10 protein-coding genes and 1 pseudogene are annotated in these 15,890 nt (G+C 72.6%); 7 read left to right on the top strand and 4 right to left on the bottom strand.

The features are described from left to right. Window positions 1–108: 108 nt before the first annotated feature. Window positions 109–1,635, top strand: a complete 1,527-nt coding sequence (locus ACWIHY_RS06770) for an acyl-CoA synthetase (RefSeq protein ID WP_454374543.1) — start codon at window positions 109–111, stop codon at window positions 1,633–1,635. Here the strand turns inward: ACWIHY_RS06770 and paaK are convergent. Then, window positions 1,604–2,894 (bottom strand): annotated as a pseudogene (gene paaK, locus ACWIHY_RS06765) (phenylacetate--CoA ligase PaaK). The gene ACWIHY_RS06770 and the pseudogene paaK sit on opposite strands and share 32 nt — an antisense overlap. Window positions 2,895–3,027: 133 nt before the next feature. Here paaK and ACWIHY_RS06760 point away from each other — a divergent pair. Together ACWIHY_RS06760 and ACWIHY_RS06755 are read left to right on the top strand one after the other, a co-directional pair. Next, a complete protein-coding gene (locus ACWIHY_RS06760) occupies window positions 3,028–4,542 on the top strand; it encodes an alpha/beta fold hydrolase (RefSeq protein WP_454374542.1) in 1,515 nt (504 codons plus the stop codon). 103 nt (window positions 4,543–4,645) lie between these two features. Continuing rightward, window positions 4,646–5,038, top strand: a complete 393-nt coding sequence (locus tag ACWIHY_RS06755) for a DoxX family protein (RefSeq protein ID WP_454374541.1) — start codon at window positions 4,646–4,648, stop codon at window positions 5,036–5,038. A 38-nt stretch (window positions 5,039–5,076) separates the two neighbouring features. Here ACWIHY_RS06755 and ACWIHY_RS06750 read toward each other — a convergent pair whose 3' ends face one another. Next, window positions 5,077–5,274, bottom strand: a complete 198-nt coding sequence (locus ACWIHY_RS06750) for a DUF4236 domain-containing protein (RefSeq protein WP_454374540.1) — start codon at window positions 5,272–5,274, stop codon at window positions 5,077–5,079. Between the two features lie 200 nt (window positions 5,275–5,474). Here ACWIHY_RS06750 and ACWIHY_RS06745 point away from each other — a divergent pair, with 200 nt between their 5' ends. Next, complete coding sequence (locus ACWIHY_RS06745) at window positions 5,475–9,980, top strand: HEAT repeat domain-containing protein (RefSeq protein ID WP_454374539.1); 4,506 nt, start codon at window positions 5,475–5,477, stop codon at window positions 9,978–9,980. 33 nt (window positions 9,981–10,013) lie between these two features. Here ACWIHY_RS06745 and ACWIHY_RS06740 read toward each other — a convergent pair whose 3' ends face one another. After that, on the bottom strand, window positions 10,014–11,555 hold the full coding sequence (locus tag ACWIHY_RS06740) for an ATP-dependent DNA ligase (RefSeq protein ID WP_454374538.1): 1,542 nt from the start codon (window positions 11,553–11,555) through the stop codon (window positions 10,014–10,016). Window positions 11,556–11,606: 51 nt separating this feature from the next. Here ACWIHY_RS06740 and ACWIHY_RS06735 point away from each other — a divergent pair, with 51 nt between their 5' ends. Together ACWIHY_RS06735 and ACWIHY_RS06730 are read left to right on the top strand one after the other, a co-directional pair. Beyond that, window positions 11,607–12,053 carry an SRPBCC family protein gene (locus ACWIHY_RS06735; protein WP_454374537.1) on the top strand — a complete coding sequence of 149 codons (447 nt, stop codon included), beginning with the start codon at window positions 11,607–11,609 and terminating at the stop codon, window positions 12,051–12,053. A gap of 250 nt (window positions 12,054–12,303) precedes the next feature. Continuing rightward, a complete protein-coding gene (locus ACWIHY_RS06730; RefSeq protein ID WP_454374536.1) occupies window positions 12,304–13,053 on the top strand; it encodes a PepSY domain-containing protein in 750 nt (249 codons plus the stop codon). Window positions 13,054–13,283: 230 nt separating this feature from the next. Here the strand turns inward: ACWIHY_RS06730 and ACWIHY_RS06725 are convergent, their stop codons facing one another. Beyond that, window positions 13,284–14,909 carry an acyl-CoA synthetase gene (locus tag ACWIHY_RS06725; protein WP_454374535.1) on the bottom strand — a complete coding sequence of 542 codons (1,626 nt, stop codon included), beginning with the start codon at window positions 14,907–14,909 and terminating at the stop codon, window positions 13,284–13,286. A 175-nt stretch (window positions 14,910–15,084) separates the two neighbouring features. Here ACWIHY_RS06725 and ACWIHY_RS06720 point away from each other — a divergent pair, with 175 nt between their 5' ends. After that, entirely contained in the window at window positions 15,085–15,888 is an 804-nt protein-coding gene (locus ACWIHY_RS06720) for a crotonase/enoyl-CoA hydratase family protein (protein WP_454374534.1), read from the top strand. Window positions 15,889–15,890 lie beyond the last annotated feature (2 nt).

The raw sequence follows: 15,890 nt of genomic DNA, 5'->3' as shown, positions 1-15,890 counted from the left end.
CCGTTCGGTATCCAGTCGCATCCGGCACCTCCGAGGCCGCGTCGAGGCCGCGGTTCGGGCCCGTTCGGCCCCTTGACCCCCGGTCGCACCCCGCCCCAGGATCGCGCCATGACGACAGACGTACGCAGCAGCACAGTCGACGGGGTCGTGCGCCGCAGCGCGCGCCGGACCCCGCACCGCACCGCTCTGCGGTACGCGGACCGGTCCTGGACCTACGCCGAGCTGGACACCGCTGTTTCCACCGCTGCCGCCGAACTCGTCGGGCACGGCCTGGAGGGCGGCGACCGGGTGGCGACGTACGGCCACAACTCGGACGCGTACCTCATCGCCTTCCTCGCCTGTGCGCGGGCGGGACTCGTCCATGTACCGGTCAATCAGCACCTCACCGGTGACGACCTGGCGTACATCCTCGAAGACTCGGGCAGCGCGCTGGTCCTCGCCGATCCCGCCCTGGCGGACCGGCTGCCGGAAGGTGCCGCCGTACGGCCGCTGCGTGACGCAGAGGGCTCACTGCTCGACGCGCTGAGCACACCTCGGCCGTTCGACCCGGACCGGGACGCCCGGGACGTCGTGCAGTTCCTGTACACCTCCGGCACCACCGCGCTCCCCAAGGGGGCGATGATGACGCACCGCGCCCTCGTCCACGAGTACGTCAGTGCCATCACCGCACTCGACCTCAAAGAGGGCGACCGGCCGGTTCACTCGCTGCCGCTCTACCACTCCGCCCAGATGCACGTGTTCCTGATGCCGTATCTGGCGGTCGGCGCGGAGAACGTCATCATCGACGGACCCGACGCGGGGAAGATCTTCGACCTCGTGGAAGCGGGGCAGGCGGACAGCCTCTTCGCACCGCCCACGGTCTGGATCGGCCTCTCCCAGCACCCCGGCTTCGCCACCCGCGACCTGAGCGGACTGCGCAAGGCGTACTACGGCGCGTCCATCATGCCCGTACCGGTACTGGAGCGACTGCGCGAGCGGCTGCCCGCTCTCGCCTTCTACAACTGCTTCGGGCAGAGCGAGATCGGCCCGCTGGCGACGGTCCTCGGGCCGGACGAGCACGACGGGCGGATGGAATCGTGCGGCAGGCCGGTGCTCTTCGTCGAGGCGAAGGTCGTCGACGAACACGGCGCCGAGGTCCCGGACGGCACGGCCGGCGAAGTCGTCTACCGCTCACCCCAGTTGTGCGAGGGGTACTGGCACAAGGCGGCCGAGACCAAGGAGGCGTTCCGCGACGGATGGTTCCGCTCCGGGGATCTCGCGACGCGCGACAGCGAGGGGTACTTCACGATCGTCGACCGCGTGAAGGACGTCATCAACTCCGGTGGCGTACTGGTCGCCTCGCGGCAGGTCGAGGACGCGCTGTACACCCACCCGGGCGTCGCCGAGACGGCGGTCGTCGGCCTCCCCGACGAGCGGTGGATCGAGGCCGTCACCGCCGTTGTCGTGCCGCGCGGCGAGGTCACCGAGGCCGAACTGGTCGCGTACGCACGCGAGAAGCTCGCCCACTTCAAGGCACCCAAACGGGTGCTGTTCGTGGACGAGCTGCCGCGCAACGCCAGCGGGAAGATCCTCAAGCGTGAGCTGCGGGACCGCTTCGGTCCGCTCACTTCGCCCGCAGATCCTCGATCCGCCTGAGCTTGCCCACCGACCGTTCCAGCGTCCCGGGGTCGACGATCTCGACTCCGGCCGAGACACCGACGCCTTCCTTCACGGCGGCCGCGACCGACACCGCCGCGGCCGCCCGCTGCTCCCCCGTGGCTTCCGGCCGCGCCTCGGCCCGTACGGTCAGCCGGTCCATCCGGCCCTCGCGGGTCAGCCGCAACTGGAAGTGCGGGGCGACCCCGGGCGTACGCAGCACGATCTCCTCGATCTGGGTGGGGAAGAGGTTCACGCCACGCACGATGACCATGTCGTCGCTGCGTCCGGTGACCTTCTCCATCCGCCGGAAAGCGGGGCGAGCCGTTCCCGGGAGCAGCCGTGTGAGGTCGCGGGTGCGGTAGCGGACGACCGGCATGGCTTCCTTGGTGAGCGAGGTGAAGACCAGCTCGCCGTGTTCGCCGTCCGGCAGTACTTCGCCCGTGACGGGATCGACGATCTCCGGATAGAAGTGGTCCTCCCAGATGTGCGGGCCGTCCTTGGTCTCGACGCACTCCTGGGCCACCCCGGGACCGATGACCTCCGACAGCCCGTATATGTCGACGGCGTCGATCGCGAACCCGTTCCTCGATCTCGCGCCGCATCTCCTCGGTCCACGGCTCCGCGCCGAAGATGCCGACCTTGAGGGAGGTCGTACGGGGGTCCACGCCCTGGCGTTCGAACTCGTCGAGCAACGTCAGCATGTAGGAGGGCGTCACCATGACGACCTCGGGACGGAAGTCCTGGATCAGCTGCACCTGGCGCGCGGTCATGCCGCCCGACGCCGGAATGACGGTGCAGCCCAGGCGCTCGGCCCCGTAGTGCGCGCCGAGGCCGCCGGTGAACAGGCCGTATCCGTACGCCACATGCACCTTGTGGCCGGGGCGGCCGCCGGCCGCGCGGATGGAGCGGGCGACCATGTCGGCCCACATGTCCAGGTCCCGCTCGGTGTAGCCGACGACCGTCGGACGGCCCGTCGTACCGCTGGAGGCGTGGATGCGGCGGACGTCGGACTGCGGGACGGCGAACATGCCGAAGGGGTAGTGGTCGCGCAGATCGGTCTTGACGGTGAAGGGGAAGCGGGCGAGATCGGCGAGTGACCGGCAGTCCTCGGGGCGCAGTCCGGCCTTGTCGAAGGACTGCCGGTAGAACGGGACGTTCTCGTACGCGTGCCGCAGAGTCGTCCGCAGCCGGTCGAGTTGCAGCGCCGCGAGCTCCTCGCGGCCGAGCTCCTCCGCCGCGTCCAGCAGAACCGTCATAAGTGACTCTCCCGTACCGAACGGACAACCGATCATTCGGTTGATCTTCTCGGGGCCAGTAATCCAGGAGCCCGGTCGGGCGTCAAGGGAAAAGCATTGCATTGGACGGCCGGCAGTTGTGATGATCTTGCGTATGGGGACATTCAGCGCGTACGACGGGACCACGCTCGCCTATCACCTCGTGGGTGAGGGCGAGCCCCTGATCTGCCTGCCCGGCGGCGCCATGCGTGCCTCCGCCTACCTCGGTGACCTGGGAGGGCTCTCCGCGCACCGGCAGTTGGTCCTCCTCGATCTGCGTGGCACCGGCGACTCCGCGGTCCCGGCCGACCCGGCGACGTACCGCTGCGAGCGGCTCGTCGCCGACGTCGAGGCACTGCGGGAACATCTGGGCCTGGAACGCGTGGACCTCCTGGCGCACTCGGCGGGGGCCAATCTGGGCATGCTGTACGCCGCCGCCCACCCCGCCCGCGTCCGCCGCCTGGCGCTCGTCACGCCGACCGCGTGGGCGGCGGGGGTGCCGGTGACGCCCGAGGACCGGTTGGCGGCGGCGCGGCTGAGGAGGGGCGAGCCGTGGTTCGAGGAGGCGTACGCCGCACTCGACGCGCAGCTGCGGGGCGTCGCCACATCCGGTTCGGCCTACCCGTTCTTCTACGGGCGGTGGGACGCGGCCGCCCGGGCGCACGCCGCGCAGAGCCCGCGGCAGCTGAACCAGGCGGCGGCGCAGGTGTTCGCCACGGAGAGCACCTTCGACCCGCCGGCGACGCGCGCGGCGCTGGCGCAGTTCGACGCGCCCGTTCTCGTGCTCGCCGGGGAACGCGACGGCGTGCCCACTCCGGAGCGCGCCGCCGAGATCGTCGCGCTCTTCCCGGGCGCCCAGACGGCGGTACAGCCCGGCGGCGGGCACTTTCCGTGGCTCGACGACCCCGGCTGGTTCGCCCGTACGGTCGGCGCCTTCTTCGACGCCGGGCTGCGGAGCGTGCGGGCCAACGGCATCCGGATCGCCTACCGCACCTGGGGCGACCCCGTGGCGCCGCCCGTCGTACTGCTGCACGGCAGGTCCGGGAACAGCGCCGACTGGACGCACATCGCCGAACGGCTCGCCGCCACCCGCCGGGTGTACGCCCCGGATCTGCGCGGTCACGGGATGAGCGACTGGCCGGGCAGTTACACGTACCCGCAGATGTGCGACGACGCACGGGCGTTCCTCGACGCGCTCGGCCTGGACCGTGCCGACATCGTCGGGCACTCCATGGGTGGCGCGGTCGCCCTGCTGGTGGCCCAGAGGTACCCGGAGCGGGTCGGCCGGCTCGTCCTCGAGGACCCGCCCCCGCCGTTCCCCGCCGAGCCGCGGCGCCCGGTTCCGCGGCGTACGGACGAGGAACTCGACTTCGACCGGGGGGTCGTACCCGCGACGGACGCGCAGTGCAACGACCCGGATCCCGCCTGGTCGAAGGGGCTCGCTCGTATCACTTCCCCCACCCTTCTGGTGGCCGGGGGACCCACCAGTCACGTGCCGCAGGACGGGCTCGCGCGCATGGCGGAACTCATCCCCAGCTGCCGCCTGGTGACGATCGGGGCGGGTCACCTGATCCACCAGGAGGCGCCCGAGGAATTCCTCGCCGAACTCAGGGTCGCCGACTGTTACTGACGCACTGTCTGGCACTGTGGCGTACCGGCTGGTAATAATCAGGCCGCCGGCTGTCGCTGACGGCGATCGACTACCCCGACCGACTGCCGCCCAGGAGGCCCAGATGATTGCCACCGACGCCACCGATGCCACCGACCGTTCCGCGCGTCTGCTCGTGGGTCTCCTCGCCGCAGCGGGCGCCGTCCACATGGTGGCGCCCAGGCCCTTCGACGCCACGATTCCGGACGCGCTTCCGGGAAGCCCCCGCGCGTGGACCCACGCGAGCGGCGTCGCCGAGCTGCTCCTGGCGGCGGGCCTCGCGGTGCCCCGCACACGCCGGATGAGCGCGGTCGCCGCCGCGTGCTTCTTCACGGGCGTCTTCCCGGCCAACGTGAAGATGGCGTACGACTGGCGTCACAAGCCCGCCGCGCTCAGGTCCCTCGCCTACGCGCGCCTCCCGCTCCAGGTCCCGCTCGTCCTGTGGGCGGCCAAGGTCGGGCGGGACGCCGCCCGCTGACGCACGCCGCTGCGCGGGCTCACCGGCCCGCCCGGGGCTCACCGGCGGCGCGTGCGCGTGGTCTTGCGCCAGCCGAAGGGGCCCGGCAGGTCCATCGAGGTGGTGCGGCGGCCCGTGCTGCTGGTGGTGCGGCGGGGGCCGTTGCGGCCACCGGTGGTGATGGACCAGGAGTGACGGTTGATGTTCAACCGCACCCCGGGGAGGATCCGGAAGCTCTTGCGGAATGTGATCGGCATGTCGACGCCCTTCTGGGGATGGGATCCATTGCTGTACGGGTTTCCCGTCCGGCCCGCACCATGCGCCCTCGACCGCGCCGCTGCCCCGATCCGCCGGTAAATGTCGCTGGTGAGACGGTGATTGGCTTGCCTAGTATCCGACCGTGAACAAGCCGACGGACGACCCCGCTCTCCCCCGTATAGTCCTGCTGGCGGAGCGAGTGGCGGCGGACCGCCCGGCCGACGAGCGCGATGTGGCCGAACTCGCTGAGCTGTTGCCCCGCTTCACCCCGAAGTCACCGGAGGCTGCGCTCGTCCTGGCCCGGCTGTACGAGCGTCTCGGACCGCGACTGGGCGGATGGCGGCCGCCGTCGTGGCGCGGGGGCGGATTGCCGGCGACCGTACGGATGGCCCTGCTGCGCGCCGGACTCCTCGTCGAGCCGGAGCTCTTGAAGGAGGAACCGCCGGGCGAACTCCTGTACCAGGCGGTACGGGGGACGAGTGTCACGCGTGCGCACCGCCCCGCGCGTCTCGTGGCGGAACTCGCGGACAGCGTTGACCCGGTGCTCCAGGCCGAGGCGCTGCGGCTGGCCCGCGAGGGGCTGCGTGCAGGACTGCTCGGGCCCGCGCTCGTCCGCGAGCACCTGGTAGCGCTGCTCGGCGCGGGCAGCTCCGATGTCGTGGCCGCCGTACTGGGCGAACTCGCCCAGCCGTGGGCCGCGCTGCGCCCCTTGCCGCCGCGGCGCCTGTTCTCCCTCCTCGCCGCGGACGCGGTGGCCACCCACCCCGAGGTGGCCGACGCGGCGCTCGCGGCCGCGGCCCGCCACGGGCACGGCGACGTACTGCGGCAGACCGCCGAAGACCCGGAGCTGCCGCCGCTTCTTCGCCGGCGGGCGCTGGAACTCCTCGGCGACGTGGCGGAACGCGGCGACATCGGCGAACTGACGACGCTCGCCTCCCGCGACCCCTTGCTTCTGGGCGGGCCGGCCGTGACCTGCCTGCGCGGTCTCCACCGGCGCGGACATTTCGCGGACGGGCGGGCCGTCACGTCCGTCGTCGCCCTGGCGCTCGCCGACCACACGATCGCACCCGACGAGATCGCCACGGTCCTGTTCACCTGCCGCCAGGAGACGTTCCGGATTCTGGTGGAGACCGCCCCGGACGACCCGACCTGGCCCCGGCGGCTCGCCCTGCTCGTCGCCCTGGCCGCGCAGGGGCCGGGCGACCTGCCGATCGGGCAGGAGATCACACGGATGCTTGTCCTGTCTCCCGCGCCCGGACCGTTCCTCGACGCCATCCGCCGGCTCCGCCACGCGGACGCCGAAGCGGCCGTGCTCGCCCTCCTGCCCGCGGCGCCCTCGGCTGCCCTGGACGCATTGGAGGCCATGGGAGGCCACCGGACAGCGGCGGCGCTGGCCGAAGGGCTCGGCCTGGCACCGGACACGACGCCGGACTCGGCCCTGAGCGCGATCGCGCCCCACCTCCGAGCGGTGCGCGGCCGGGCCCTTGAACTGCTGTGGCACCTGAGCCACGAGACACACCAGAGGCAGCGCATCCTGGCCCGTCTCGACCCGGCCGATCTGCCGCCCCGTATCGCCACCGACCTGGGCGCCCCCGACGCGCGCGAACTGGCCGTCCTCAGCTCTCACCTGGACCCGGACCAGCCGGTGGAGGCGCTGTGCAGGCTCGCGGCCCACGGCGGCGCCGGAACGCTGCCGATCATCGCCGATCTGCTGCTCGCCGTCGTACGCGATCTGGCCGCGTCCCGGCAGTCGGACCGGGCTCACCGGAGCCCGGACGGCGGGCCGCCCGCCGGTGAGCCCACCGTGCCGCAGGAAGTGATGGACGCCTTGTCCGCACTCGGCCGCCGCCTCCACGCGCGCGGAAAGATCAGACCGGCCTGCCTGCTCGACACGCCGCACACGCTGGAGGCCGGACCCGCACTCGTCGCGGACACGGCACTGGGGCTTCTCGACCGGCCGGGGCTGACCGGCGACGAGCAGTCGATTCTGCTCGAACTGCTGCTCAGAGCCCCCAGCGCGCGCACCCGCCCCAGCGTCCACCGGTTGCTGCGTTCCCGTGACGGGCGAGTGCGGGGGCGCGTCATCGCGTTGCTCGCCCAGGACGCCACCGGAGAAGGCGCGCAGGCGCTGTCGGCAAGCCTGATCACGCTGACCGCGGCCCAGGACATCCAGACCGTACGGCAGGCGCTCCTGGCCCTCGGGCACGCGCGGGCCACTTGGGCGTCCGCCGCGATCGCGGCCTGTCTCGGCCACCCGAACATGAACGTCAAGAAGACCGCAGCCGAGGCCCTGGTCCCGGCCGGCGCCCCCGCCGCCGTGCCGACCCTGCTCCTGTGGCTCGGGCGCCACGACAACCCCGGGCTGCGCGCCGCACTCGTCGAGGCCCTGCGCGCGACCCTCGGCGACGCCTACGCCGCGACGCTCCTCGCCGCCGCCGAACGCGCCGGTGACGCGCGCACGCGCGAACTGCTCCTTGCCGGACTCGACGGCGTACTTCCGGCGCGCTCGGTACTGGCCCTGGACGCCCAGTCGTCACCGGCCGCGCCCGCGTTGCTGACCCTGGTGGCGGCCGGGCGGGTGGGTCTGGCCGCCGGGACGGTCGCGGACCTGGCGGCGCCGCTGGCCCGGCACGGCCTCAGCGCGGGCACGGCGCGGGAGCCGGACCCGGAAGTACGGGAAACGGAGCGCGACATCACTGCGCTGCTGACCGAGGGCTGGGATCCCTCGGTCGCGCTGCGCGTCGCGGAACGGCACGAGCCGCCGCCCGCCGACCGGCTGGGGGAACTGCGGCCGATGCTTGCGGACTGGCTCCGTCTGGCGGCCTCCGCGCCCACACCCACGGTACGAAGTCGCGTGCTGCGGCTCACGCTTCGGCTGTGCCCGGCACCGTGGGCGGCCGGTGAACGGGCGACCTTCGCCCGGTTCGCGCGCGTGCTGCTCGACGGGCTCACCGATGCCCCGGGCGGGAACGGCGAGGGCCTTGTCGCGTTGCTCGAAGAGGTCGCCCCGGCCCTGGCCGCCGTCGCGAAACTGTCGATGGCGGACGCGGTGCGCGCCCTGCCCGCCGGGGCCGCGGAAGGCCGGTCCACGCTGCCGCTGCTGCGCAACTGCGGCGCCGTACTCGTCCGCGCCGATCTCGACCGTGCGCTGGCCGCCGTACGGACCGGCGCCGATCCTTGGCGGGCCGAGAAGGCCGTACTGCGCGACGCCTTCGCCGTCCCGCCGCCATCCGCACCCGCCGAGGCCAGGGCCGACGCAAGGGCCGTGGGCGGCACAGCGGCCGGGGCGCGGGCGGTATGGCAGGCCGCGCTGCGGGACGCGGTGCGGACGACCGGCGCCCTGGAGGCGTTCCGCCTGCGCGCGGGGGACGGCGCTCCGGGGTCCCGGGAGCGGCTGAGCGCCCTGGTCGACGCCTATGGGCCCGCGGGCCCCGAGGTCCGCGTCGCACTCCTCGACTGGATGACGTCCCTTCAGCCCCTGGACGCACCGCCCTGGACCCTCAATGAGACAGCCGAGGCTCCGGCCCCGGCTCTGCGACGCGTACGCGTCGACGACCTGGACCAACCCCGTTCGGCGGCACAGCGAGAGCGACTGCTGGGCATGCTGGAAGCCGCCGCTCCCGAGCGCCGGGACGCCGCCGCCCTGGCGCTCACGCAGTGGCCCGAGCCCGAGGTCGCCCGCCACGTGCTGCGCGCCTTCCTCCAGGGCCGCGCCGCCCTGCCCCTCGGGGCCGTGCCGGCCGGAGCGCTGAACACCATGAGCGAGGCGGAACTGCGGTCCGGTGAGATCCTGCCGGCCCGAGTGATCCTCGCGGCCCAGCGGCTCGACGACCCCAGGGACCGGCACCGGCTCCTCCCCCTCCTGCTGGAGTGGTGGGAGCACGGCCCGCCCGCCGTCCGCCCGGACGCCGCACAAGCCCTGCGCGGGATCCCGGCGGACACGCTGGCCGCGACCCTCGCCGACCGCCTCGACGCCGGCGGCTGGGGGCTCCTCGACCTCCTCGCGGGGCGGCCGTTGCTGCGTACGCCCGCCCTGACTCGGACCCGACGGCGACTGCGCGCCGAAGGGCGCGACGACCTCGCCGACCGACTCCGTCTCGTCGACGGGCCTCTGCGCGGCCCGGACGCGGAACTGCACGACGCCACCGTCCTCGCCGGACTGCGCGAGCGCGCCCGGGCGGCGCGGGACGACGCTCCCGGACCCCCGTCCCGGACCGAGCTGCTGGACCTCGCCAGGACGGGCACCCCCGAGCAGATACGCCGCGCGCTCACCCGTCTGGCCGCGGAGCACCGGAGTCCGGACCCGGACGACGACCCGGGACTGCGGTCCCTGATCGGCGCGTTGCTGAAGCACCCCAGGCCCAAGGTCCGCCTCCACGCCCACCGGACCTCGCGGGCCATGCTCGACCGGCCGACGTACCTCCGGCACACGGCGGTCCTGCTGGACGACCCCCAGCCCGACGTGGCGCGCCTGGCGGTCCGCACGCTCTGCCACGCGGGCTGGGAACCCGCTGTCCCCGCCGTGGTCGGGTTGCTGGACCACGCACATCCGGTCGTCCGTGAGGCGGCGCGCGAGGGTCTGGCCCTGATGCCCGGACCGGCTGCCCCCGCCCTCCGGTACGCCGCCGACCACGCCCGCCCGGACAAGCGCCCCCTCTACGAGGAAGTCCTGCGCCGGATCCGCGCGTCCGCCGACGGCGACTAGCGGACCCACCGGGGAAGAAGGGGAGCGGCCGGCTCACTCCTCCGCCCGCACCGGCCCGGTCGCGAGGACGGTGGCGATCGTGTCCGACTCGGTGGCCGGCTTGTCCTCCCGGTAGCGCACCACGCGCGCGAAACGCAGCGCCACACCCTCCGGGTAACGCGTGGACCGCTGAAGACCGTCGTACGCGATCTCGACGACGAGTTCCGGGCGTACGGTCACCACGTGGCCGTTGTCGCCGGTCGCCAGCTCCCGAAGCCGTTGTGTCTGCCAATCCAGCATCACATCGGTGAGGCCCTTGAACGTCTTGCCGAGCATGGCGAACGCACCGTCGGGCCGCCGGGCGCCGAGGTGCAGATTGGAGAGTTTGCCGGTCCGCCGCCCGTGGCCCCACTCGGCGGCCAGCACCACCAGATCGAGCGTGTGCACGGGCTTCACCTTGAGCCACGACGTTCCGCGCCGCCCGGCCTGGTACGGCGCGTCCAGGGCCTTGAGCACCACCCCTTCGTGTCCGCGCTCCAGCGTTCGCGCCAGAAACTCCTCCGCCTCCGGAGCGTCGTCGCCACCGCTCACCACCGTCCGGCGAACGCGCATCGGCTCGGGTACGAGCCGCGACAGCCGCTCGTACCTCTCCCGGTACGGCAGATCCAGGAGAATCTCGTCGTCGAGCGCCAGTACGTCGAAGAACACGGGGGACAGCGGCAGCGCCTCGCGCGCCGCCGTCACGTCGAGGCGGGAGCCCACGCGGCCTGCGATGTCCTGGAAGGGGAGCGGCCTGCCCTCCGCGTCGAACGCGATGACCTCGCCGTCCAGAATGAACCGGTCGCCCGCCAACTCGGCCGCGACGGAGCTGAGTTCCGGCACGCGGTCCGAGATGTCGTCCAAGGTGCGCGTGAAGACCCGTACCCGGGCGCCGTTGCGGTGCACCTGCACCCGGATGCCGTCCAGCTTCTCCTCCACCGCGCACGCCCCGAGCTTGCCGACCGCCGCGCCGACGCTCTGCCCCGGATGCGCCAGCATCGGCGGCACGGCGCGGCCCACCTGGAGACTGAACTCCCCGAGCGCCGCGGGCCCGGTGCCCAGCAGCGCCTGGCCGACCGCGACCAGCGATCCGCCCAGCATCACCGCCCGCCGCACATCGGCCGCCGGCACCTCCGCCGCCGCGGCCAGCCCCTCCGCCGCCAGTGCGTCCAACGCACCCTGCCGCACCTCACCGGTGAGCAGCCCGAACAAAAACTTCTGCTCCTCTTCCGTCGCCGCCCCCATCAGCTCCCGCACCAGCCGCAGCCGCTGCGCCTGCGCGCCGGCCCCCGCCACCCCCGCGAACGCGTTCAGCGCCGCGTCCACGTCACGCACCGTCAGCGTGGGCTCCGCGGCCGGGGCGACGGGCTCCCGCAGCAGGCTCCAGCCGGTCCCGATGCGCCCCTGGGGCAGGCGGCCCGCCAGGTACGGGATCACGATCGGTACGTCGTCGGGTCCGGCGCTCCGGAAGAGTTCCGCCAGCAGCGCGGTCTTGCGCGAACGCGCGGACGTCGAGGCGATCTCCCGCGAGACCCGGGCGAGTGTGGCCAGCAGCATGCCCCCATCCTGCAACGGCGTCCGCCGCCCCGCAGTCCCTAGAGTCGGGCTGTGGCCCTCTTCCGTATCGAAAGCCGAACCCCGCTGTCCGCCGACGAGGCATGGCGGCGGCTGACCACGTGGCAGCACCACGCCGCCCAGGTACCGCTCACCCGCATCACCGTCCCCACCCCACCGCCGACGGGCGCAGGGACGCTGGTGGTGGCCCGTACAGGCGTGGGGCGCCTGGGCTTCGATGATCCGATGGAGGTGGTGGCGTGGGATCCGCCGGAGGGGAGCGGCGCCGGGCACTGCCGGCTGGAGAAGCGGGGCGCGGTGGTGCTCGGGTGGGCGGAGATCGACGTACGGCCGGCTCCCGGCGGGGCCGTGGCCGTGTGGACCGAGGACCTGCGGCTGCGGGGGCTGCCGGGCGTGTGCGACGGGGTGGTCGGGCGGGCGGGCCGTCTGGTGTTCGGCCGGGCGGTGAGGGGTCTGCTCGGTTCACCGGCCGGGCGGTGACGAGACTGCTCCGGGTCGCCGCCCGGGCGGTGAGCGGCTATCCGGTTCACCGACCGACCGATGACGGGCCTGCCTGCTCGGTTCCTCGCCTGCCCGTGCAGGCGAGGTTCGGTTCCTCCTCCGGTCGCGGGCGGTTTGCCGGCCCGCCTGCGCGCTACCCCACCGGGACCCGGGGCGAACGGCCGTGCGATCGGGTGACTCTTGCTGTCCGGCGACATGCCGGAGCGCCCGGGAGGTTAGTCGTGCGGGCATGAGCCTTCAGCCCTTTCATGTGTACCGTGCCGCCGGCCCGCGAGCCCGGCTCGTCCGTATGGCCGCCCTCTGCGCGGTGACCGCCGCCGCGCTCGTCAGCGGCTGCGGGAACAGCGGCGAAGACACGCCGCCCCGCGCGGCCGCCGGGCAGCCGGACGTGCGGCAGACCACCTCGCCGAGCCCCACGGGCTCCGCCCGGCTCACCGAGGACCAGGCCGCCCGCAAGGCCCTGATCCCCTCAGCCAAGGTGACGGCCGACAAGGCGGCCGCCACGGCCGTGGACGAGGTGTCGGGCAGCACCTTGCTCTCGATCGAGCTGAAGCGTCGCCTGCCCCGTGGTGCCGACGCCAGTGCGAGCCCCAGCCCCAGCCCCAGCCCCAGCCCTGGTTCCCTTGTCCCGGTATGGGTCGCGGACGTCGCCGAGAAGGACGGTACGGAGCACACCGTCCGCATCGACGCCGAGTCCGGGGACGTGATCCGGTCCCGGACCGACGCGGGGCAGGACGCCGACGACAAGGCCGAACGGGCCGAGTGGCTCACGAAGGTCAAGCAGACTCCGGAGCAGGTGGCCAAGGCCGCCACCGACCGGAAGAAGGGCACGGTCACGTCCATGGAACTGGACGACGCCGACAGCGGTGACGTCATCTGGTCCGTAGAGGTCGTGAATACCGACGACTGGACCAAGACGACGTTCGACATCGACGCGACGACGGGGAAGATCCTGAGCGAGGACGTCGACCGCGACTGACGCGTCACCGTCACCGTCACGCCGCTGTCGGGCGCTGGAAGCGCCCGGCGGCGGACCGGCCCCGCGCGCTGTCAGCTCTGACGCATCTCGCGCCACCGCCGGCCTGCCACCCGGGCCTTGGTGTTCATGCGGTCCCGGACCCAGCCCCACAACAGCACGACGGGCGCCCGTACCCCGTCCGAGCCTCCGCACGACAGCCGGTCCCGTGTCCCGCCTCGCCGCCGCTGCCCCTAGCGGCCGGAGCCTGCCGCGACCGAACGGGCCCACCGGTAGTCCGCCTTGCCACTCGGCGAGCGCTGTATCTCGGGGGCGATCACCAGCTGCCGGGGAACCTTGTAGCCGGCGAGCCGGGTCCGGCAGTGCGCCTGGATGGCGTCGAGCCCCGGCGCGTCCGCGCCTCCGCGCACCTGCACCACGGCCGCCACCCGATTGCCCCACTTGTCGTCCGGTACGCCGGCCACCAGCGCGTCGTACACATCCGGATGGGACTTGAGCGCCTGCTCGACCTCCTCCGGGTACACCTTCTCGCCGCCCGTGTTGATGCACTGCGAGCCCCGGCCGAGCACGGTGACGATGCCTTCGTCGTCCACCGTCGCCATGTCACCCAGCAGCACCCACCGCTCGCCACGCGCCTCGAAGAACGTCTCGGCAGTCTTCGCCGGGTCGTTGTAGTAGCCCAGCGGGACATGTCCGCGCTGCGCGATGCGGCCCACCTCGCCCGGCACGACCGGTTCGTTCGTCGCCGGATCGACCACCGCCGTACGGGAGTTGACCCGCAGCCTGAACCCCCTGCCGGGGCCCGAGTCGTCCGTCGCCGTGCCGTTGAAGCCCGACTCCGAGGACCCGAAGTTGTTCAGCAGCATCACGTTCGGCACGAGCGCCAGGAACTGGTCGCGCACCGTCTCCGACAGGATCGCGCCCGACGAGGAGACGCTGAACAGTGAGGAGCAGTCGGTGCCCTTCATCGACCCGTTCAGCTCGTCGACGAGCGGGCGCAGCATCGCGTCCCCGACCAGCGACACGCTCGTGACCTTCTCCTTCTCGATCGTGCTGAGCACTTCCCGGGGCACGAACTTGCGGTGGAGCACGACACGCTGGCCGAAGAAGAACCCGATGAACGCGGTGAGCGTCGACGTTCCGTGCATCAGCGGGGGAGTGGGGAAGAAGGTGATCCCGTCGCCGCCGGCCGCCACCCGCTCGGCGAGCTCCTCGGGGGATTTCACCGGTTCACCGGTCGGCGCGCCGCCGCCGAGCCCGGAGAAGAACAAGTCCTCCTGGCGCCACATCACGCCCTTCGGCATGCCGGTGGTGCCCCCGGTGTAGATGATGAACTGGTCGTCCCCGGAACGCGGCCCGAACCCCCGCACCTCCGCCCCCGACGCCTCGGCCTCCGCGAACGGCACCGGCGGGATCGCAGGCTCCGGCGCGCCACTGGGCGCCGTACCCACCCGTACGAGATGCCGGAGTTTCTCCGTCCGCGGCAGGGCGGCCGCGACCCGCTCGGTGAACTCGGCGTCGAAGACGAGCGCCACCAGATCCGCGTCGCGGTAGAGGTAGACCAACTCCTCTTCCACGTAACGATAGTTGACGTTGACCGGCACCACGCGCGCCTTGAGGCAGCCCAGTACGGTCTGGAGGTACTCGATGCCGTTGTAGAGATGCAGCCCCAGGTGCTCGCCCGGCTGCACGCCCGCGTCGGCGAGGTGGTGGGCCACACGGTTGGCCGCCGCGTCCAGCTCGGCGTACGTGAGCCTGCGCTCCGTGCCCGTGCCGGGATGGTCGACGTACACGAGCGCCTCACGGTCCGGGACCGCGTCGACGACGGACTCGAACAGGTCGGCAAGGTTGTACTCCACCGTTCCTCCTGACCCGGGCTGCGGAATTGCTCGACGGCCACACGGTCATCAGAGCAAAGCCCGCCACAACTGGGAAGAGGCTGAGCCGAAGAAAACTGACTGGGTGTCAGAAAACTATTGAACTGGGACCCACCCTCCTGCAACCTGTTCTCGTTCCTGAGACGGGAGGCAGTCAATGGGTGGTACGGAACACCTCACCGCGCAGCGCGAAGGTGCCACGCTGGTGCTCACCTTGAACAGGCCCGAGGCGAAGAACGCGCTGTCGCTGCCGATGCTGGTAGGGCTGTACGACGGCTGGCTCGCCGCCGACGCGGACGACGGGGTCCGCTCCGTCGTGCTGACCGGCGCGGGCGGTGACTTCTGCGCCGGAATGGACCTCAAGGCCCTCGCGGGCGACCAGGGGATGGGCGGCGACCAGTACCGCGACCGTATGAAGGCCGACCCCGACCTCCACTGGAAGGCGATGCTCCGCCACCATCGTCCCCGCAAACCGGTCGTCGCCGCCGTCGAGGGGTACTGCGTGGCGGGCGGTACGGAGATCCTCCAGGGCACCGACATCCGTGTCGCGGGGGAGAGCGCTACCTTCGGCCTCTTCGAGGTGCGGCGGGGCCTGTTCCCCATCGGCGGCTCGACCGTACGCCTGCCGCGCCAGATCCCGCGCACGCACGCCCTGGAGATGCTGCTCACCGGCCGCCCGTACCCGGCGCGGGAGGCCGAACGCATCGGACTCGTCGGCCATGTCGTACCTGACGGCACCGCCCTCGACAAGGCCCTCGCCATCGCCGAGCAGATCAACGCCTGCGGCCCGCTCGCCGTCGAGGCGGTCAAGGCGTCGGTGTACGAGACGGCGGAAATGACCGAGTCGGACGGCCTCGCGGCCGAACTGAAGCGTGGCTGGCCCGTTTTCGACACGGCCGACGCCAAGGAGGGCGCCCGCGCCTTCGCCGAGAAGCGCGATCCCGTCTATCGGCGCGTCTGAGG

The organism is Streptomyces sp. NPDC055287 (genome assembly GCF_053646035.1).
Note: the sequence above shows the minus strand (reverse complement) of the source record. Positions and strands in the feature narration are given on the sequence as shown.